Origin of the sequence: Hamadaea sp. NPDC050747 (assembly GCF_040654195.1) — a bacterium.
GTDB lineage: Bacteria > Actinomycetota > Actinomycetes > Mycobacteriales > Micromonosporaceae > Hamadaea.
Genome location: NZ_JBFAHM010000004.1, coordinates 579,589 through 600,061, shown reverse-complemented (window position 1 = coordinate 600,061; position 20,473 = coordinate 579,589). Strand labels below are relative to the sequence as shown.

Below are 20,473 nucleotides of genomic sequence, written 5' to 3'. Positions count from 1 at the left end.
CAGCTGGTCGGGGACGGGTCGACGACCTACACCTACACCGCTCGGGGCACGTTGAAGTCGACGGTCACCGGGTCGTCGACGCAGAACCTGGCCAGCGACGCCTACGGGCAGCAGGTCTCGATCGGCGCCGAGGCGTACACCTACGACAGTCTGGGCCGGGTGCTGACCGCCGGATCCACCATCCTGTCGTACTCCGGGTTGGCCAATGATGTGGCTGGGGACGGTACGGCGACCTACAGCCGTGATCCCGACGGCGACGTCGTGGGCGTCAAACCCACGAGTGGGACCGGGGTGTTCGCGTGGGCTGATCTGCACACGGATCTGGTCGGGCAGTTCACCTCGACCGGGGCGACGTTGTCCGGGTCGGCGACGTATGACCCGTTCGGCACGGTGACGGCGAACGTGGGCAAGGTCGGCAACCTGGGCTACCAGTCGGAGTGGACCGACAGCGTCGCCAACCGGGTGAACATGCACGCGCGCTGGTACAACCCGGCGACCGGGCAGTTCGACAACCGGGACACCGCCGACAACGACCCGATCCCGGATTCCATCGACGCCAACCATTACCAGTACGGCGACGGCAACCCGCTGCAGACGACGGACTCGACCGGCCACTGGGGCTGGAACCCGATCAAGGCGGTCAAGAAGGCCGTCTCCACGGTGGTGCACACCGTCACGAGCTACGCCACGTCTGCCTACAACTACGCGTCGTACTACGCCACGTCCTCGTGGCACGCGGTGACGAGCGTCGCCCGGACCGTCGTGCATACGGTCAAGAAGGTTGCGCACACCGTACGCAAAGCGGTCCACCGGGTTACGCGGGCGGTCAAACACACCGTCAGCCGGGCGGTCCACTACGTCAAGAAGAAGTACAAGAAGGCAGTTCACGCGGTCAAGCGGACCGTCCACAGAGTCAAACACTCGGTGGCCAAGGCGATCAACCACGTCAAGCACAAGGTCAAGACGACCTACCACCGGATCAAGCAGGCCGGCCAGCGGGTCGTGCACAAGGTCACGAAGACCGTCAAACAGGTGGCCAACAAGGTCAAGGACGCCTATCACGCCACCGCCACCTGGGTGAAGGAGCACAAGGACACCCTGATCCAGATCGGCGCGATCGTGGCCGGGGTGGCGGCCGGGCTGGCCTGCATGGCCGTCACCGCCGGAGCCGGTGCGGTGGCGTGCGCCGTGGGCGCGGCCGCGTTGATCAACCTCGGCAAGGACGCGGCCCAGGGCAACATCCACGGCTTCAAGGACGCGCTCGGCTCACTGGGCCAAGGCGCGGTGCAAGGCGGCATCGGCGTCGTCACCGGTGGCGTCGGCGGCCTGGTCGCGGGCAAGGTCGCCGGGGCCATGGGCGGCTTCGCGGCCAAGGTCGGCGGCCGGATGGTCGCCGGGTTCGCCGGCGGCGCGGTCAGCGACACCGCCTCACAGCTGGCCACCACCGGCCGGGTCAATTGGAGCGGCGTCGCGATCTCCGGCGGCATCGGAGCGGTCACGGGCACCCGGGGCAGTCGCAACGGTCCGAGTTGTCACAGCTTCCAGCCCGGTACGCGGGTCGTGATGGCCGACGGGTCGACGAAGGCGATCAAGGACGTCAAGGTCGGCGACGAGGTGCTCGCCACCGACCCGGCGTCCGGCAAGACCACGGCGAAGCCGGTGACGGTGCTGCACAAGAACGCGGACACGGATCTGGCCGACGTGACCGTCCGGGACACGAAGACCGGCAAGTCGTCCACTGTGCATACGACGCAGCACCACCCGTTCTGGAGCGTCGCCGCGAAGGACTGGGTCGACGCGTCGGCCCTGAAGCCGGGCGACCGCCTCCGGGACGTCGCCGGGCGTACCACTCAGATCGTCGTCGCGGTCAAGACCTGGACGGGCCTGGCCGATATGCGCGACCTGACGGTCGCCGAGGTACACACCTATTACGTCATCGCCGGGGCCGCCCCGGTCCTCGTGCACAACTGCGGCGGCGACGATTTCACCGACCTTTACCACGGGACGAGTGCCCAGGCCGCGGCCAGCATCCGGGCGAACGGTGTCGACACCGGATACTCGTCGCGTCCGATGGACTTCGGAAGCGGCTTCTACACCACCCGAGACCCGGCGCAGGCCGCGGAATGGGCGTCGAAGCGTCACGGGGACGCTGGGGCCGTCCTTCATTTCCGAGTGCCGAACGCCCGGCTCGAGGAGCTCAATGCTCGGACGTTCGCCGAAGGCAGTCCTGATCTGACGGCCTTTGTCCGGTATTATCGGAGTGGCGGCACCGGAACGCCTTATGACCTGGTGGAGGGCCCGATGCTGCGCAACCCTGGTCCCTTCCTGCGGGGTGCGGCGCCCCAGTGGTTCGGCAACCAGGTCGTCTTCTTCGGCGGCACCGGCCCGATGCTCGACCGGTCGTTGCAGTGAGGGGAGACCGATGACCACCTTTCACATGCCGGTCTCGCCCGACGTTCGCGAACTCCTGGACGCGATCGCCGATGAAATGGTGGGCCAGTTCGGGATCACCCGGGCCGAGGCCGTCGCGCGGATCAACCAGCAGTGGCACCGTCACGATCTGTCCGGGGAGAACGAGATCATCCTCCACGAGGACGAGCACTACTGGGCGCTGGCGATCTACTTCGGCGAGGTCCCGGACTGGAGCCCCACCGCGGACCGATCGAAGTGGACTCCGAAAAGCGTCCCCCCGCGCGATTCCGGTCACTGGCCGGTGGCCGACTGACCCGGTCCGGCCGCCGGCAATGGAAGATCCGCGACGGGCGGTGCTGCCCGCACCGCATATGCGCCGCCCGTCGCGGAGGCTTGGTCAGTCCTCCTGCTTGGCCCACCAGCGGCGGCCGGACTCCGGGAGGGTGTCGATCGGGTCGTAGTAGGCGTAGCGCTTGGTGAGCGCGTCGGCCTCGGTCGCCTCGATCGAGGTGCGGTAGTTCTTGGTCCAGTACGAGATGCCGTGGTCGCGGTCGTACTCGGTGACCATGTGGACCCAGCGCTTGCCGACGAACGGCACGTCGCAGACGATGCGCGGGGTGGCGTAGCCGGGCAGGTAGCCCATGATGTCGTGCTGGAGCTGCTGGGCCTGCCAGACGGCGACGCGCCAGTGCTCGGCGTTGGGGATCATGTCGCACATGTAGAAGTAGTACGGCAGGATGTTGGCCTCGCCCTGGAGGGCGAAGCACAGGTCGAGCAGGTCGTGGCTGTGGGCGTTGACGCCGCGCATGAGCACGCCCTGGTTGCGGACGTCGCGTACGCCGACTTCCAGCATCGTCCTCGCCGCACGCGCCACGATGGGCGTGATCGAGTTCACGTGGTTGACGTGGGTGTGGATCGCGAGGTTGACGCCACGGCGGCGGGCGGTGCGGGCGACCCGCTCGACGCCTTCGACGACGTCGGCCTGCAGCCAGTGCTGGGGCAGGCCCATGAGCGCCTTGGTGGCCAGCCGGATGTCGCGGATCGTCTCGATCTCGAGCAGCCGCATGAGGTACGCCTCGAGCTGCTTCCACGGGACGTTGGCGACGTCGCCGCCGGAGACCACGACGTCGCGGACGCCGGGGTGGTTCTTCAGGTACGCGATGTGCGCGTCGTAGCGGTCGACCGGCTTCAGTTCCAGCTTGAGCTTGGCGACGGCCGGGGTGGAGTTGCCGACGAGGTCCATGCGGGTGCAGTGGCCGCAGTACTGGGGGCAGGTCGACAGCAGCTCGGCGAGCACCTTGGTGGGGTAGCGGTGCGTGAGTCCTTCGGCGACCCACATGTCGTGCTCGTGCAGCGAGTCCCGGGTGGCGTGCGGGTGCGACGTCCACTCGGGCAGCCGGTCGGAGGCGACCGGGAGCATGTAGCGGCGGACCGGGTCGGCGTAGAACGCCTCGGTGTACGCCGCACCGCCCGGAGCGCCGGCCGGGACCATGGTGTTGAGCATCTGCGGCGGCAGCAGCATCGACATGGTGGCGGTGTGCTGCATGTCGGCTTCGAGGTCGGCGTAGAAGCGCTCGTCGAGCAGGTCGCCCATGACGGCGCGCAGCTGCTTGACGTTCTTGACGCAGTTCACCCGCTGCCACTGGGCGTTCTCCCACTGGGTGGCGGTGATGTGGCGCCAGCCGGGGAAGCGGGTCCAGTCGGGTTCGACGAGTTCCACTCGGCGGTACTCGTAGGGCTGGGCGCCTCCCGCTCGATCCGGCGTCAGCGTCAGCCGGGAGGACGGTGAGGCGGCCTCAACGGCGGATTCTGCTTCGCTGGACATCTGGCTCCTCCTCGAGCGGTGGGGGTGACGGCGTCACACTACTGGATTATTTTTCGTGTAGGAACTATTCTGCCGGAGAATTTCCGCCAGCGCTCGCCAAGCACCGGCTGTTGTACGTATCAAGGGCATGCAAGGAGATCTGACGATGACGTCGCCCGTAGGTCTGCACCGGGTTCTCGAGCCGAACGGGGTGCTGCCGCAGGCGGCCCAGCGGCTGTCCACCGATCCGGCGATCGGCGCGGACGAGGTGCGGATCGCGGTCGAGAAGCTGAATCTCGACGCGGCGAGCTTCCGGCAGCTGTTGACCAAGCACGGTGGCGACGGCGACAAGGTGCGCGCGGAAGTTCTCGACATCATCGAAACCCGCGGAAAGATGCACAATCCGGTCACCGGCTCCGGGGGGATGCTGATCGGCACGGTCGAGGCGGTCGGGCCGGACTCGCCGCTGGGCCTGAAGCCGGGGGATCGGGTGGCTACGCTCGTCAGCCTAACCCTCACCCCACTGAACATCATCGATGGTCTCGACCGGTGGGACGGGCTGTCGGAACAGGTGCCCGCCGTCGGCTACGCGATCCTGTTCGGCCGGTCGATCGCCGCCAAGCTGCCCGGCGACCTCGATCCCGAGCTGGCCCTGGCGGTCTTCGACGTCTGCGGCGCTCCGGCGCTGACCGAGCGCGTCGTGCGGAAGTACGAGCAGCCGACCGTCGCCGTCATCGGGGGCGCGGGCAAGTCCGGTTCGCTGGCACTGGCCGCCGCGCGACGGGCCGGCGCTGTGCGTACCACTGGGATCGTGCCGGTGGAGGCCGAGCGGGAGCGGCTCGTGGCCGCGGGGCTCGCGGACGTCGTGGCCCTGGCCGACGCGCGCGATCCGGTGGCGCTGTCGGCGGCGGTGGAGGCGGCGCTCGGGCGCCGCGCGGACGTCACGGTGGTGTGCGTGGACGTGCCGGGCTGCGAGCACGGCGCGATCCTGTCCACCGCGGACGGCGGCACGGTGATCTTCTTCTCGATGGCCACGAGCTTCGCGGCGGCCGCGCTGGGCGCGGAGGGCCTGGCCGCGGACGTGACCATGCTGATCGGCAACGGGTACGCCCCGGGGCACGCGGAGCTGGCGCTGGACCTGCTGCGCGAGGTTCCTGGCGTGCGACGGCTCTTCGAGGCGCGGTTAGCGGCAGACTGATCTCATGTCGACCTCTCTGTACACGAACGCCGTCATCCGGACCCCCGCCCTGCCGGTGCACGCAGGTCTGTCCGCCCTGCTCGTGGAGGACGGAATCGTCACCTGGCTGGGTCCGGTGGACGAGGCCCCGGCCGCTGACACCGTCGTGGACGTCCGGGCGCTGGCGGGGGAGAACGCCCTGATCACGCCGGCGTTCGTGGACGCGCACGTGCACGCAACCGACACCGGCCTGGCCCTGTCCGGGCTGGACCTGTCGGCCGCCCGCAGCGCCCGGGACGTGCTGGACGCCGTCGCGGCGTTCGCGGCGACCCTGCCCGAGGGCGCGGTGCTGCTGGGTCACGGATTCGACGAGTCCGCCTGGCCGAGGGAGGCGCAGGTGCCGCCGACCGCGGCCGAGCTGGACCGGGCGGCCGGTGGGCGGGCGGTCTACCTGTCGCAGGCGTCGATCCACTCGGCGCTGGTCAGCACGGGGCTGCTGAAGCTGGCCGAGGCGGTGCCCGGCTACGACCCGTCCGGCTGGGTACGCCGCGACGCGCACCACGTGGTGCGGGAGGCCGCGTTCGCCGGGATCACGGCCGAGCAGCGACGGGCCGCGCAACGGCGGGCGCTGGAGCACGCCGCCTCGCTGGGAATCGCCGCGATCCACGAGTGCGGCGGTCCGGGCACGTCCTCAGAGGACGACTTCACCGACGTCTTGGCCCTCGGGCGGTTGCCTGAGTTGCCGGAGGTGTACGGGTACTGGGGCGAGCTGATGGGCGCCGCCAAGGCGGTCGACCTGGGTGCGGTCGGCGCAGGCGGCGACCTGTACGCCGACGGAGCTTTGGGGTCGCGTACGGCGCATCTGACCAGCGACTATCTCGATGGGGACGGCTGCGGGTTCGGCTACGTCACCGCCGAGCAGGTACGCGACCATCTGCTGGACTGCCACCGGCATTCCTCGCGTGATGAGCGCTCGCGTGAAGAGCCAGGAGTGCAGTCAGCCCGGTTCGTGCAGGGCGGGTTCCACGCGATCGGCGACGCCGCCATCGGCACGGTGCTGGACGGGTTCGCGATGGCGGCGGCCAAGCTCGGCGGCAACGGGGTGTCCGGTGCGGAGGTGCTACGGGAGTCCCGGCACCGCATCGAGCACGTGGAGATCGTGGACAAGGCGCTGATCGCCCGGTCCGTCGAGTACGGCATCGTGGCGAGCATGCAGCCGGCGTTCGACCGGCTGTGGGGCGGCGAGCACCAGATGTACGCCCAGCGGCTCGGGGTCGCCCGGTCGTTGGCGAGCAACCCGATGGGGCAGTTGCACGCCGTCGGCGTGACGCTGGCGTTCGGCTCGGACTCGCCGGTGACTCCGCTGGACCCGTGGGGCTCCGTACGCGCCGCCGCCAACCACTTCAACCCGACGCTGCGGATGAGCGTGAAGTCGGCGTTCGCCGCGCACACCCGGGGCGGCTGGCGGGCCGCCCACCGCGACGACGAGGGCGTGCTGGCCCCGGGCAAGCCGGCCACCTTCGCCGTGTGGCAGGCACCGGCCGGGCTGGTCGGCACCCTGCCCGCGCTGCTGCCCGCCCTGCCCGACGAGCCGCTGCCCGACCTGCCGGACTGCCGGTTGACCATCCTTCGTGGAGAGAAGATCTATGGGTAAGTTGCACCTCGACGACGACGTCGTGGCGAAGGCCCGGGAGCTGGCCCGCAGGGCCGGTGCGCCGGTGGTGGACCTGGCGCGCAGCCACACCACCGTCTCGGTGGAACGGGCCGTGCTCCGGCTGGCCGGGATCACCGGAGCCGACGCGGAGGGCATCCCCTGGGCCAACCGCCTGGTGGACGCCGTACGCGCCGACGCCGGGCTCGGCCACGGAGTCGCGCTGCCCGTCTTCGACGCGATGCTGTCCGAGGGTGAAACCGACATCACCGTGCTGGCGCAGAAGGCCGCGGCCGGATCAGTGCGGTTCCGCGTACCGGAGGGCAAGGCGCGCACGGCGGCTCGCAAGGCCGCCGACCGGGCGGTGAAGGCCGGGATCAAGACGATCGACCGCAACCGCGCCGACCGCGATCGGATGATCAAGAAGCTGGGTGACCCGAAGCAGCGTCCCTGGATCTACCTCATCGTCGCCACGGGCGACATCTACGAGGACATTCCGCAGGCGCAGGCGGCCGCCCGCGCCGGGGCGGACGTGATCGCGGTGATCCGGTCGACCGGCCAGTCCCTGCTGGACTACGTGCCCGAGGGCGCGACCCGGGAGGGCTTCGCCGGCACGTACGCCACCCAGGAGAACTTCCGCCTGATGCGGGCGGCTCTGGACGAGTCGTCGAAGGAACTGGGCCGCTACGTACGCCTGACGAACTACGCGTCGGGCCTGTGCATGCCGGAGATCGCGACGCTGGCCGGCCTGCAGCGGCTGGACATGATGCTCAACGACTCGATGTACGGCATCCTGTTCCGCGACATCAACCCCATCCGCACCTTCGTCGACCAGCGGTTCTCCCGGCAGATCCACGCCCGCGCGGGGATCATCATCAACACCGGCGAGGACAACTACCTCACCACCGCCGACGCGGTCGACGAGGCGCACACGGTCACGGTGTCGCAGCTTCTCAACGAGTACTTCGCGCACGAGGCCGGGCTCGCCGACTGGCAGCTCGGGCTGGGGCACGCCTTCGAGATCAACCCGGACCTGCCCGAGTCCTTCCGCCTGGAACTCGCCCACGCGCTGCTGGCCCGGGAGCTGTTCCCGGACGCGCCGCTGAAGTGGATGCCGCCGACCAAGCACATGACCGGCGACGTGTTCCGCGGCAACCTGCTCGACGGCTTCTTCAACCTCGTCGGCACCATGACCGGCCAGGGCATCCTGCTCGTCGGCATGATGACCGAGGCGGTCGTCACGCCGTGGCTGTCCGACCGGGACATCGCCCTGCAGAACGTCCGCTATGTGCTCAACGCCTGCGGCGGCCTGCACGAGGACTTCGTCCCGGCCGAGGGCGGCTTCATCCAGCGCCGCGCCCACCAGGTCCTCGACGAGGCCGTGGAGCTGCTCGAAGTGATCGAGAAGAAGGGGCTGCTCACCGCGATCGGCGAGGGCACCTTCGGGATCATGAAGCGGCCCGCCGACCGGGGCAAGGGCCTCGACGGCGTCGCCCGGCACGAGGACGGCTACTACAACCCCGCGACCGAGCTGCTGGAGGCGGCCCAGTGAGCATCCGCAGGATGATCATCGGCAAGTACAGTTCCACTCAGGCGGTCGCCGGCCGCAGGACGGTGATCGCATGAGTTCCGTTATCCGGCCGTACGGCGACACCACCGGTGACGGCATGGTGCAGGTGTCGTTCACCCTCCCGATCGCGCACGACAAGAAGGCCGAAGGCGCGGCGCTGCAGCTCGCGGCGAAGATGGGCCTGGACCCGGCGATGCTGGTGCACGCCAAGCAGATGGGCGACGGGTTCACCTTCTTCGTCGTCTACGGGCGGGTCAACCATCTGGTCGAGCTGGACAAGGTGCAGGTCGTCGAGCGCGACTTCCCGCTGCTGAGCGCCAAGGAGGTCAACACGGCGGTCAAGCAGAAGATGCGGCGCAAGCTGTCGGTCGTCGGTGCGACCATCGGCACGGACGCGCACACCGTCGGCATCGACGCGATCCTCAACGTCAAGGGCATCGCGGGGGAGAAGGGCCTGGAGTACTACCGGGAGCTGAAGGTGGTCAACCTCGGCGCCCAGGTGACCGTGCCCGACCTGGTGGAGGCCGCGCGTAAGGAGAAAGCCGACGCCGTACTGGTCTCGCAGGTCGTCACCCAGCGCGACGCGCACCTGCACAACACCCGGGAGATGTCGGCGGCGTTCCGGGAGGCGATGCCGGCGGCGAAACGGCCGCTGCTCATCGTCGGCGGGCCGCGGTTCGACGAGCTGATGGCCGGCGACCTCGGCGTCGACCGGGTCTTCGGCCGAGGCACCACGCCCAGCGAGGTCGCCTCCTACCTCGTCCACCGTCTCATCACCCAGAAGGCGGCCACAGCCGCGCAGGAGAAGGCAGTCAAATGAGCGTCGGCTTCACCGTCACCCACCGCAAGTACGTCCCGTACAGCCACGCGCACTACGCGGGCAACCTCGTCGACGGCGCCTACGCGCTGGCCGCGTTCGGCGACGTGGCGACCGAGGTGTGCATCCAGCTCGACGGTGACGAGGGACTGTTCGCGTCCTACTCCGACGTGCAGTTCAAGGCCCCGATGCGGGCCGGTGACGTGCTGGAGGTCGCGGCGACGGTGACCCGCATGGGCAACCGCAGCCGCACGATCGACTTCGAGGCGCGGGTGGTCTGCCGGGGCCGCCCGGACCGGAGCGAGTCGGCCGCCGAGGTGCTGGACCCGCCGATCGTCGCGGTGACGGCGACCGGCACGGTGGTCGTCCCGGCCAAGTGATCTGCTGTCAGTGAAGATCGCCTGCGTGGACGTCGGGTCCACGTTCACCAAGGCCGCCGTGGTCGACACGGACACGGGCGCGCTGCTGGCGACCGCGTCGCATCCGACGACCGTTGAGTCAGACGTGCTGCACGGGCTGGACGCGGCGGTCGCGGCCACCGGGATCGCCTGCGACGAGGTCCGCGTGTGCTCGTCGGCCGGCGGTGGGCTGCGCCTGGCCGTCGTCGGCTACGAGGCCCTGGTCACCGCTCAGGCCGGGCACCGCGTCGGCCTCTCGGCGGGCGCGAAGGTCGTGCACGTCGCGGCGGGTCCGCTCGACACCGCCGGGCTCGCGGCGCTGCGCTCGGCGTACCCGGATGTGATCCTGCTGGTGGGCGGGACCGACGGCGGCGACGCGGAGGTCTTGACCCACAACGCCACCAGGCTCGCGCGGTCGCGGCTGTCCGCGGGCGGGCATCGCGTGCCGGTGGTCCTGGCGGGCAATCAAGATGTACGCACAGAGCTGCGGACGTTGCTGGCGGAGGCGGGGACGCCGGTCACCGCGACGGAGAACGTGCTCCCGAGGATCGGGGTTCTCGAGCCGGGGCCGGCCCGGGCGGCGATCCGCGAGGTGTTCCTGCAGCACGTGATCGGGGGCAAGCGGCTGTCGAAAGGCCCCCGGTTCGCGTCGCTGGTGCGGGCGGCGACCCCGGACGCCGTGCTGCGCGGCGTCGAGCTGCTCGGCGACGAACTGGGCCAGGATCTGCTGGTGGTGGACGTCGGCGGGGCGACTTGCGACGTGTACTCGGTGCTGACCCCGGACGCCGAACGCGCGCACGTACGCGCGGAGGCGGCTGGGACGCTGTGGCGCAGCCGGACGGTCGAGGGCGACCTCGGGATGCGCTGGAGCGCTCCGGGCGTCGTCTCGGCCGCAGTCTCCGAACGGTTGATCCCCGATGCTGAAGAGTTGTCCGCCGGCGCCTCGCTGCGGGCGTCGGAGCCTGGGCTGGTGGCGGGTCCGGACGATCCGCTCGACGGCCGCATCGCGGCCCTCGCGGCGACCGTCGCAGTGCGCCGCCACGCGCGCAGCGGCCCGGATCTGCGGGACGTACGCCTGGTGATCGGCTCCGGCGGGGTGCTGCGGCACAACTCGCCGTCGTTCGGCCGGGACATCCTGCGGTCGGCACTGGCCGACACAGCCGGCGGCTGGGCGTTGCCCCGTGATCCCACGGTGGTGATCGATTCGGCGTACGTGCTGGCGGCGGCCGGGCTGCTCGCCGACGACCATCCGGGCGCAGCCCTCGCGCTGCTCGGTTCGCTGCGCTGACCGACCCCTTCGGCGCTCGCTTTTCGGGGCTGGATCAGGGATCCGGGTCGAATCTTGGGCGGAATACGACCCAGATCCCTGATCCGGCGCGGATCGCTCGGCGCACTTGGCGCTGATCGGGGGACGTCGCGTTCGGCCTTGATCCGCTAGTGTCCTTCGCTGAGTGTGGGAGCGCTCCCGGGCACGGGTGGCGAGCGGCTCGGGTGGCGAGAGGGTGGACATGTGGCGGATGCTCCGGCGCGGATTACGCGCCCACGCCGGTCAGGCGGCGATCCTGGCCACGCTGGGATTCCTGCTCGCCGCAGTGGCCACGGCGGCGCCCGCGTACGCCCGCACGGCGGCCGGGCGGCTGCTGGTCGCGCACGTGGCGGCGGCCGGGCCGCTGGAGCGTACGCTCAGCCTGCGCGGCGAAGTCGTCTTCGACGCCGACGGTGACCGGGGCAAGGTCGACGCCGCCCGGTCGGCCGCCGAGCGGGCCGCGGCCGGCAGCGGCCTGGCCGTCTACACGACGTTGCAGGTCCCGGCCCGGATCACGACCGGAACCGGGCAACTCGCCGCTCCGGTGGTCAGCCGCGACGGCGCCTGCGACCACCTGACGATCACCGGAAACTGCCCGGCTCAGCCCGGTCAGGTGCTGCTCGGTGCGGCGGCAGCCGAGAAACTCGGCGTACGGGTGGGCGACGAACTGACCGCCGACGTGCCGACGACCTCGGCCGTGCTCGGCTACCGGCTGACCGTCGCCGGGATCTACCAGCCGGGCGGCGACGCGGCGTACTGGGCGGGCCGGTCGGATGTGACCGCCGACCCCCGGCGCACCGACACCCCGGTGCTGACCGGGGCGGACACCGTGCGCGCGATCGCCACCAGCGACGCTTCGCTGCTGCGTACGCCGCTCGCCGCCGACGCGATCAACGGCGTCAGCGTCACCGTCGTAATGGACGCGACGGTCACCGATCCGGCGGCGTTGCCCGCCGACCTCGGCCCCGCCCGCTCGACCCTGGACGCGTTGCGGCAGACGCCGCCCGACTCGTTCTTCGCCACCGGGCTGCTGCCGGAGCTGTTCGACCGGATCACCGCCGGACGGCGGGCGCTCGCGGCCGGCGTACTGGCCGCGGCGGGCGCGTTGCTGCTGGTGGGGGTGTTCGTCCTGCTGCTGGCGGCGGCCGCGGCGGCCGACCGGCGGGCACCGCAGACCGCTTTGGGCGTCCTGCGCGGGGCGCCGGTGCGGACGCGCTGGCTGTTCGCGGTCGGCCCATCGGCGATCGCCGTCCTGACCGGGGCAGTGCTGGGCACGGCCGCCGGACTGCTCAGCGGCGGGTCTCCGATGTCGGCGACGGATGGTGTGGCGGCCGGTGCCGTGCTGGTGGCGGTGCTGGCGCTGGTCGCGGCGACCGAGACGCGCGTGCTGCGTACGCCGGTGCTGGACGCCGTGCGGCGCGCGCGGCGGGCCGCGCGGCGGCTCCGCTTTGCGCCGCTGGAGGCACTGGCCGTCGTCGTGGCGCTGCTGCTGGCGTACCAGAATGTGACGGCCAGCCGGGACGCGGGCCTGGCGCCGCTGGCCCCGATGGTGAGCGTGCTCGCGGTGGCCCTGCTGGCCGGGCGGACCGTGGCCTGGGGGCTGGCCCACCTGGGCGTGGGCCGGCTGCGTCGTGGTGACCTGGGGCTCGGCCTGGCGGCGACGCAGCTGGCGCGGCGCCCGCACACGGCACGGGCGCTGGCGCTGGTAGCGGTCGCGGTGGCGACGCCGGCGCTGGCCGCCTCGGGACTGCAGACCACGTCGACGGCGCTGCGCGACCGCGCGCTGGCCGAGATGGGCGCGGCGCGGGTCATCACGGTGGTCGGCTCGGATCACACCGCGGTACGCGTGGCCGTGCACGCCGCCGACCCGGACGGCCGGTGGCTGCTGGCCGCGGCCCGGCAGCAACGCGCGGCGAGCAGTGTCGTCGCGGTCGAGAGCGACCGGCTGGCGCGCGTGGCGGAGACCTCGGGCGCGCTCGCCCGGCGGATCGCCGCGGACATTCGGCCGAAGGTGAACGAGCCGGTGCGGCTGACCGGCACCCGCCTGGTGCTCGACGTGACGGCGATGTCCGCCGACGCCGGAGGCGCGATCCGCGCGGCGCTGGTCACGACGGCCGGGCAGCGGTTCACCGTGGCGGTCACGGTCGCCCACCAGGCCGGCGCCGGCTCGTACGGCGTCGACGTGCCGCAGTGCGCCGACGGCTGCCGGCTGGCCTGGCTCGGCTTCACCTCGTCGCCGGAAAGCCTGCGGCTGACCGCGATCCGGCAGCAGTCCCCGGACAAGACGCTGGTCGACGCGGCCTGGATGGCCGCAGCCGGTCGCTGGCGACCCGGCTTCACCACCACCGCGGGCGATCTCACCGTGCTGCACGGCGACGCCTGGCTCAGCGCCGAATACCGGCCCAGCGATCCGATGCACGTCTCGACCGACCTGCGCGTGCTGGTGGCAGACGCCCCGGTGCCGCTGCCCGTGGTGGCCGCCGGACGTCCCCGGCTGGCTCAGACCGACGAAGTCCGCGAACTGCCCGTGCTCGACGGGGTCTCCCGGCCGGTACGCGTGGTGGACGGCGCGAACGTCCTGCCCGGTGCGGGCGCGGACGGTTTCCTGATCGACCACGAGTACGCCGACCGGCTCGCCGACGACGGCGGAGTCGTCCAGGCCGAGGTGTGGGCGCGGGCGGACACGCCGTCGGCCGTGCTCACCGATCTGCGCAAGCGGCTGCTCATCGCGGGTGAGGAGACGGTGGACGATCGCGTCGACCGGATGGCGCGTACGGGACCCGGGCAGGCGGCCCGCTTCCAGCTCGGCGCGGCGCTGCTCGGGGTGTTCCTCGGCGCGGCCGGGCTGGCCGTGATCACCACCGGCGAGTACGCCCAACGCCGAGCCGAACTGGTCGACCTGCGGCGCCAGGGCCTGACGGCCCGCACGGCGGTACGCACCATCGCCTGGTCGGCGTGGCTGCTGGTCGCGGTCGGGGTGCTGCTCGGAGCCGTGCTCGCCATCGCCGCCGCGGTCGGCTGGCGCGGTAGCGGCCTGGCGGTGTTCACCGACGACTGGACGGCCACCGGCATCCCGTCCGTGTCCGCGCCGGCCATCGGTGTCGGCGTGCTCGTGGCGACAATGCCGATCGCGGCAGCCGGCTGGCTCGGTGCGCGGCGGCTGACCCGCGTGGTGCTGGCCGACGGCGGCTCAGTGCCAGGTGGCGGCGGGGCGTCGGCCGGCGGGCCGAAGCCCACGAGTCCGGGCGCGGCCCAGAGCCTCGGCTCGGTGTCTGGCGGCCACGCCGTGTCCGGCGGTGCTGGGGTGTCGGGCGGTGACGCCGTGTCGGGCGGTGACGCCGTGCCCGGCGGTGACGTGGCGTCGGACGGCGGCTCGGCGTCGGACGGCGGCTCGGTGTCGGACGGCGGCTCGGTGTCGGACGGCGGCTGGGTGTCTGGCGGTGACGCCGTGCCCGGCGGTGACGTGGCGTCGGACGGCGGCTCGGTGTCCGACGGCGGCTGGGTGTCTGGCGGTGACGCGGTGTCCGGCGATGACGTGGGGTCCGGCGGTGCTGGGGTGTCGGCTGGTGGGGCCGGGAAGGAGGACCGATGATCCGGATCGTCCGGGTGATGCTGCGCCGTCGGCGTGGCACCGCGCTGCTGGTGCTGGCCCTGTCGGTGATCGCTTCGGCGGCGGCGGCCGCGGTGCCGTTGTACGCGGGGGCGGCGGCGCGGGCGGTGACCGCGGCGCAGGTCGCCGACGCCGCGCCGCAGGAGTTGTCGATCGCCCGCACGATCCTGCTGACGCCGGGCGGCTTCCCGGGCCGTCCGGCCCCGCCCGCGGCCGACAAGCTCGCCCCGCAACTGCCGTATCAGCCCGGCTTCACCACCGTCGGCGGCCTGCTCGTGGGCGGCCAACTGGGCGGCTCGGACACTTCCCCGGGCAAGTCGGTGTGGCTGGCGTACCGGTCGGGGGTGTGCGCGCACGTGCGCATGCTGTCGGGCCGCTGCATCGCCGGAGCCGGCGAGGCGATCGTGCCCCAGTCGGCCGGGCTGCGGCCGGGCTCGGAGACCGAGTTCGCCGCTGGAACCCTGTCGCAGGGCGGCTTCCGGGCCGACGGCGACCCGATCCGGCTGACCGTCGTCGGCGTGTACGCCATCGGCGACCTGACCGGTGCGTACGGGGCGGGGCGGTCGTTCACCGGCGTGCCGCAGCCGGACGAGGAGCCCGAGGAGAACGTGCCGGCCGTCTTCGCGACGCTGGAAACCGTCGGCGCGACCCCGTTCGGCACCGCGTTCCAGACCACCGACCTGATCGCCGACGGAGTGGACTTCACCGACGACGCCGGGCTGCGGGCGCTGGCGGCCGAAGAGGAGACGCTGGCCGAGGAGAACGGCTACGACGCCAGCACCGCGCTGCCGGACCTGCTGGACCGCATCGCCGCCGAACGCGCCGGACTCGACCGGTCGGTGCAGGTCGCGGCGGTTCCGTTGCTGCTGCTGACCATGGTGGTGCTGTATCTGGCGGTGAGCTCCAGCACGGTGCGACGGCGTACGGAGAGCGGACTGGCCGGGCTGCGGGGCGTACCGGGGTTGACGCGATGGTGGCTGTCGGCGGCCGAGACGCTGCTGCCGGCGCTGGCCGCGGCGCCGATCGGGCTGGCCGCCGGGTGGTTCGGCGTACGCCTCCTCGGGGCGTGGACGCTGCCGGGCGGTGACGGCCCGCGCCTGACCTGGGGAGTCGCCGCGACGGTGGGGGCGGCGATCGTGACGGTGGCCGCGCTCGCCGGGACGGCCGTGGCGCAGGCCAGCCGGGGACCGATCGCGGCCCAGTTGCGCGGTACGCCCGCCCGTGCGCACACGGTCCTGATCGGACTGGCCGAGGTATGCGCGGTCCTGGCAGCGGTCGCGGCCGGGTACCAGATCACCGCCGAGGACCAGCCGGGCGGACTGGCGCTGCTGGCTCCACTGCTGATCGCGGTCGCCGCCGGACTGGTGGCCCGCCGCGTGACCGGGCCGGTCGCCGAACGCCTGGGCCGCTGGGGCTTGCGGCGCGGCCGGGTCAACCGGGCCATGGCCGCGTTCGTCATCGCCCGGCGCCCGACGCATTCGCGGCTGCTGGCCCTGCTAGTGGTGCTGTTCGGCACCGGCGGGTTCGCCGTCGCGGCCACCACCGCCGGGGCGTGGGCGCGAGCCGAACGCGCCCAGCTGGACCTCGGCGCGGCCGAGGTCTGGAGCCTGCCCACCACGACCGCGGGAGACCTGCGTAACGCCGTCCACGACGCCGACCCGTCCGGCCGGTACGCGATGGCGGCGGCGATGCTGCCGGACAAACGGTTCCGGGTGCTGGCCGTCGACGCCGGACGGTTCTGCCACGTCGGCTACTGGAGCGCCGACGCGCAGGTGTCCCAGGATCAGGCGTGTGCTTCGCTGACGGCGTCCGGCTCCGGTCCGCTGCCGATCATCGTGACGCAGCCGCCGCCGGATCGGGTCGCCGCGGGCGCGGACTCGGTGGCGGTGACCGAGGTCGCCCAGGTTGCGGTGCTGCCCCGGCTCGGGACCTCGGGCGGTCTGATCGACCTCGCGGGTCTGCCCGCCGCCACCCCGGTACGCCAGGCGCAGGTCTGGCTCGCCGAGGGCACGCCGGAGCTGATCCGGTCGGGACTGCGGGTGCAAGGGCTGACGCCGGTGGCGACGATGACCGCGGATCGGGCGGCCGACCGGCTCGACTCGTCCGGCCCGGCGCTGGCGTTGCGGTTCTACCTCGTGGCGTGTCTGGCGGCGGTGGTGCTCGGGGTGACCGGCGTACTGGTGGTCGGCGCGGCGGAGCACGACGAGATCGGCCGGGTCATGCGGGCGCTGCGTATCCAGGGCATGCGGTCGCGATCGGTGCCGCGCCAGGTCGCCGGCGGGTACGCCGTCCTCGTGGTGGTGGCCGCGCTGATCGGCGCCCTCGTTGCGGGGCTGGCGTGGCGTACGGCCCGGGCGGTGGTGCCGATGGTGGCCGACGGGGGTTTCGCGCCGGCCACCCCGCTGCTGCCGGTGCGGCCCGGACTGCTCGCGGCGGCCCTGCTCGGCCAGGTCGTGATTCTGTTGCTGACGAGCCTCGTCGTGGCCACCGTGCTGCGGCGGGCGGTGGAAGGGGAGTCCCGGTGAACGGAATGGCCGTGATCTGCCGTCGGGTCGTGCAGATCTATCGGGCCGAGGGTGGCGACGTCGTCGCCCTGGCCGGGGTGGACCTGGAGATCGCGCCGGGCGAGAAGGTCGCCCTGGTCGGCCCGAGCGGATCGGGCAAGTCGACGCTGATCGCGCTGCTGGCCGGGCTGATGCGGCCCAGCGCCGGCCGCGTCCACCTGGGACAGACCGACATCGGCAAGCTCACCGACGGCGAGCTGGCCCGGCTGCGGGGCACCGACCTCGGGGTGGTGCTGCAGGGCGCGACGCGCAACCTGCTGCCGTACGCGACGCTGGAGGACAACATCTGGCTCGCCCAGCGCCGCGTCCGCAAGGTACGCCCCGCCGACGTCGAACCGGCCGAGTCGGTCGCGGCCCTGGTCGGGCTCCTCGGCTACGGCGACCGCCGGATCGACCAGTTGCCGCCGGGAGCGCAGCAGCGGGCGGCGCTGGCGGTCGGCCTGGCCGCGTCACCGGGCCTGCTGCTGGTGGACGAACCCACCAGCCGTCTCGACCCGGCGGCCCGGGACGAGGTGCTGGCGGCGCTCGACCGGGTCAACGCCGAACGCGGCACCACGATCGTCGCGGTCACCCACGACATGGCGGTCGGCGAGGCGTTCGGGCGGGTCGTCACGATCCGCGACGGCCGGGTCGGCGCGGAGGGCCGCGGCGGGCGGGAGTTCGCGGTCGTCGCCGGGGACGGCACGGTGCAGCTTCCCCCGGCGATGCTGGCCAGCTACCCGCCCGGCACCCTGTTCTCGGTCGACGACGTCGACGGGGCGGTCATGCTGGAGGCGGAGAAGCCCGCTTCCCCGTAGGGAACGCAGCGCTGCGCGGTAGGGTTTGCGCCGTGACCGCAGCCGTTGCCCCGCCTGACGCCCCGCCGACCGAGGTGGCCGCGCCCGAGCCGACGCCCGCCGGCAAGCCGGTGCCGTACTGGGCCGGGCTGCTGCTGTCCGTGGTCGCCGGAGCGGCGCTGCTGCTGTCGTTCCCGTCCTACAGCGTGTGGTGGCTCGCCCCGTTCGGGGTGGCCGCGTCGGCGCTCGCTGTGCACCGGCGGCGACCGCGTACGGGGGCTTTGTTCGGCTTCATCACCGGTGTCGTGTTCTTCGCGCCGCTGCTGTCCTGGACCAGTACGCACGTCGGCCCGTGGCCGTGGCTGCTGCTGGTCGGCCTGCAGGCGGCGTACTTCGCCCTGCAGGGGCTGGCCCTGGCCTTGGTGAGCCCGGTCGTCGACCGCCGGCGGTGGAGCTGGCCGCTGATCATCGGCGTGCTCTGGGTCGGGCAGGAGGCGCTGCGGGGCCGGACCCCGTTCGGCGGGTTCCCCTGGGGACGGCTGGCGTTCAGCCAGGCCGACGCTCCGACGCTGCGCCTCGCCGTGCTCGGCGGCGCGCCGCTGGTCACCTTCGTCGTCGCCGTCACCGGCGGCCTTCTCCTGCTCGCCGTGACTCGCGCCTTCTCCCGCCTGCTTGCTGCGCCCCCGACCACGGCGGATGTCTCGTCCGACCCGCTCGGCTCGGGCTGGATCAGGGATGACGGTCGAATCTTCGATCAAGATTCGACCCAGAACCCTGATCCAGCGCCCATCCCGGCGGCGACGCCCGAGCCGGCGCGCCAGGGGAAGCCGAAGCGGTGGCTGGTAGCGGCGAGCCTGATCCTCGGTGCGGCCGCGCTGACCGTCGTCGGGTACGCCGTTCCGCTGTCCACCCCGGACGGCCCGACGGTCACGGTCGCGATCGTGCAGGGCAACGTGCCGCGGATGGGCCTGGACTTCAACGCCCAGCGCCGGGCGGTCCTCGACAACCACGTCACCGCGACCGAGCAGCTCGCCGCCGACGTCGCCGCCGGCAAGCAGGCCAAGCCGGATCTGGTCATCTGGCCGGAGAACTCCTCCGACATCGACCCGCTGCGCAACGCCGACGCCGCCGACGCCATCGACCGGGCCGCGCGGGCGGTCGGCGTACCGATCCTGGTGGGCTCGGTGCTCAACGGCCGGCAGGAGGGTCAGGTCTACAACGTAGGCCTGGTCTGGGAGTCCGGCCAGGGCGTCACCGCCCGGTACACCAAGCAGCATCCGGTGCCGTTCGCGGAGTACATGCCGCTGCGGAAGTGGATCGAACCGATCGCGAAGATCGTCACCGACAAGGCCGGTCTGCTCCGGTCGGACTTCCAGCCCGGGGACACCTCCGGCGTACTGACCATGGGGCCGGCCACCATCGGCGACGTCATCTGCTTCGAGATCGCGTACGACGGGCTGGTGCGCGACACGGTGACCGACGGCGCGGGCCTGCTGGTGGTGCAGACCAACAACGCCACCTTCAACGTCGACGAGGCCCGGCAGCAGCTGGCCATGGTCCGGCTGCGCGCCGTCGAGCACGGCCGGGAATCGCTGATGTCGTCGACCGTCGGGATCTCCGGCTTCGTCGACGCCTCGGGGGACGTGCACCAGTCCACCGGCTTCTTCACCCGGGACGTCCAGGTCCGTCAGCTCCACGAGGGCACCGGGACGACCTTGGCCACGCGGCTGGCGTACTGGCCCGAGCTGGTGCTGAGTGTGATCGCGATCGCCGTGCTGGCCGGAGCTGTCGTCGTTCGCCGTCGGTCGCGCGGGTAGGCTTGTAGCGCCGACAAACGAAGGTTGGCGCGGGTCTGGAGGTGGCAGTGCGGTCTCGGTGGCGTTTCGTGCCGCTGGCGGTGCTGATCCTGGCGATCGTCGAGATCGCCGTCTTCGTAGGGGTGGCTCAGCTCATCGGCTTCGGCTGGGCGCTGTTCGCGGTGCTACTGCTGAGCGCGGCCGGCATGTTCGCCCTCGCGCGCGAAGGCAAGCGCGGCTGGCGGCGAGTACGCGACGCAGCCCGCAGCAACAGCCCGGTCGGACCCCAAGCCGCTGACGGCATCGCCGGAGCGGTCGGCGCGTTGCTGCTGTTCGTGCCCGGATTCTTCACCGGCCTGATCGGCGCGCTGCTGTTGATCCCGCCGATCCGCAAGTTCGCCGCCCGGCGTGCCCAAGGCATGACCGAGAAGCGCGTTCCATCCAACGTGGCGGGCGACCTGTTCGGCCCGCGCCAGGTGCGTGTGCAGCGCACACCCAAGGCAGCCCAGCCCACGGAGACCGACGAAGTCATCGAAGGCGAAATCGTCGATTGACCCGGCTACGCTGACCCCACTCGTCCGGAGAGGGGCAT

At 72.1% G+C, this 20,473-nt stretch carries 14 protein-coding genes; 13 read left to right on the top strand and 1 reads right to left on the bottom strand.

Going from position 1 to position 20,473, the window contains the following annotated elements:
* Together AB0H43_RS12225 and AB0H43_RS12220 are read left to right on the top strand one after the other, a co-directional pair.
* On the top strand, positions 1–2,412 hold a 2,412-nt coding region (locus tag AB0H43_RS12225; protein WP_359999311.1), incomplete at its 5' end, for a polymorphic toxin-type HINT domain-containing protein.
* A 10-nt stretch (positions 2,413–2,422) separates the two neighbouring features.
* The gene (locus AB0H43_RS12220; RefSeq protein ID WP_359999310.1) at positions 2,423–2,725 is read left to right on the top strand and encodes a hypothetical protein; all 303 of its coding nucleotides are present in this window, start codon (positions 2,423–2,425) and stop codon (positions 2,723–2,725) included.
* 84 nt (positions 2,726–2,809) lie between these two features.
* On the opposite strand, the gene AB0H43_RS12215 is transcribed toward AB0H43_RS12220, so the two are convergent.
* Positions 2,810–4,237 (bottom strand): lysine 2,3-aminomutase, encoded by a 1,428-nt coding sequence (locus tag AB0H43_RS12215; protein WP_359999309.1) that lies wholly within the window; start codon positions 4,235–4,237, stop codon positions 2,810–2,812.
* A gap of 145 nt (positions 4,238–4,382) precedes the next feature.
* Here AB0H43_RS12215 and AB0H43_RS12210 point away from each other — a divergent pair, with 145 nt between their 5' ends.
* The 11 genes from AB0H43_RS12210 (at position 4,383) to AB0H43_RS12160 (ending at position 20,435) form a co-directional block, all read left to right on the top strand.
* Positions 4,383–5,414, top strand: coding sequence for an L-erythro-3,5-diaminohexanoate dehydrogenase (locus tag AB0H43_RS12210; RefSeq protein ID WP_359999308.1), 1,032 nt, complete (start codon positions 4,383–4,385; stop codon positions 5,412–5,414).
* Positions 5,415–5,418: 4 nt separating this feature from the next.
* Entirely contained in the window at positions 5,419–7,047 is a 1,629-nt protein-coding gene (locus AB0H43_RS12205) for an amidohydrolase family protein (protein ID WP_359999307.1), read from the top strand.
* Complete coding sequence (locus AB0H43_RS12200) at positions 7,040–8,596, top strand: lysine 5,6-aminomutase subunit alpha (protein ID WP_359999306.1); 1,557 nt, start codon at positions 7,040–7,042, stop codon at positions 8,594–8,596. The genes AB0H43_RS12205 and AB0H43_RS12200 overlap by 8 nt, the downstream gene beginning before the upstream one ends.
* Before the next feature lie 70 nt (positions 8,597–8,666).
* Complete coding sequence (locus AB0H43_RS12195) at positions 8,667–9,434, top strand: OAM dimerization domain-containing protein (protein ID WP_359999305.1); 768 nt, start codon at positions 8,667–8,669, stop codon at positions 9,432–9,434.
* The gene (locus AB0H43_RS12190; protein WP_359999304.1) at positions 9,431–9,811 is read left to right on the top strand and encodes a hotdog domain-containing protein; all 381 of its coding nucleotides are present in this window, start codon (positions 9,431–9,433) and stop codon (positions 9,809–9,811) included. Before AB0H43_RS12195 ends, AB0H43_RS12190 begins: the two co-directional genes overlap by 4 nt.
* Before the next feature lie 4 nt (positions 9,812–9,815).
* Positions 9,816–11,117 carry a glutamate mutase L gene (locus AB0H43_RS12185; RefSeq protein ID WP_359999345.1) on the top strand — a complete coding sequence of 434 codons (1,302 nt, stop codon included), beginning with the start codon at positions 9,816–9,818 and terminating at the stop codon, positions 11,115–11,117.
* Positions 11,118–11,280: 163 nt separating this feature from the next.
* A complete protein-coding gene (locus AB0H43_RS12180) occupies positions 11,281–14,727 on the top strand; it encodes a hypothetical protein (RefSeq protein ID WP_359999303.1) in 3,447 nt (1,148 codons plus the stop codon).
* Positions 14,724–17,270 (top strand): hypothetical protein, encoded by a 2,547-nt coding sequence (locus AB0H43_RS12175; RefSeq protein ID WP_359999302.1) that lies wholly within the window; start codon positions 14,724–14,726, stop codon positions 17,268–17,270. Before AB0H43_RS12180 ends, AB0H43_RS12175 begins: the two co-directional genes overlap by 4 nt.
* Positions 17,267–18,106 (top strand): ATP-binding cassette domain-containing protein, encoded by an 840-nt coding sequence (locus AB0H43_RS12170; RefSeq protein ID WP_359999301.1) that lies wholly within the window; start codon positions 17,267–17,269, stop codon positions 18,104–18,106. Before AB0H43_RS12175 ends, AB0H43_RS12170 begins: the two co-directional genes overlap by 4 nt.
* A gap of 74 nt (positions 18,107–18,180) precedes the next feature.
* Complete coding sequence (gene lnt, locus AB0H43_RS12165) at positions 18,181–19,902, top strand: apolipoprotein N-acyltransferase (protein WP_359999344.1); 1,722 nt, start codon at positions 18,181–18,183, stop codon at positions 19,900–19,902.
* Between the two features lie 47 nt (positions 19,903–19,949).
* Positions 19,950–20,435, top strand: a complete 486-nt coding sequence (locus AB0H43_RS12160) for an FxsA family protein (protein ID WP_359999343.1) — start codon at positions 19,950–19,952, stop codon at positions 20,433–20,435.
* Positions 20,436–20,473: the final 38 nt, after the last annotated feature.

Coding starts and splice junctions, on each gene's coding strand:
- AB0H43_RS12215 (WP_359999309.1), bottom strand. CDS start 4,237: ATGTCCAGCGAAGCAGAATCCGCCGTTGAGGCCGCCTCACCGTCCTCC.
- AB0H43_RS12220 (WP_359999310.1), top strand. CDS start 2,423: ATGACCACCTTTCACATGCCGGTCTCGCCCGACGTTCGCGAACTCCTG.
- AB0H43_RS12210 (WP_359999308.1), top strand. CDS start 4,383: ATGACGTCGCCCGTAGGTCTGCACCGGGTTCTCGAGCCGAACGGGGTG.
- AB0H43_RS12190 (WP_359999304.1), top strand. CDS start 9,431: ATGAGCGTCGGCTTCACCGTCACCCACCGCAAGTACGTCCCGTACAGC.
- AB0H43_RS12200 (WP_359999306.1), top strand. CDS start 7,040: ATGGGTAAGTTGCACCTCGACGACGACGTCGTGGCGAAGGCCCGGGAG.
- AB0H43_RS12175 (WP_359999302.1), top strand. CDS start 14,724: ATGATCCGGATCGTCCGGGTGATGCTGCGCCGTCGGCGTGGCACCGCG.
- AB0H43_RS12195 (WP_359999305.1), top strand. CDS start 8,667: ATGAGTTCCGTTATCCGGCCGTACGGCGACACCACCGGTGACGGCATG.
- AB0H43_RS12205 (WP_359999307.1), top strand. CDS start 5,419: ATGTCGACCTCTCTGTACACGAACGCCGTCATCCGGACCCCCGCCCTG.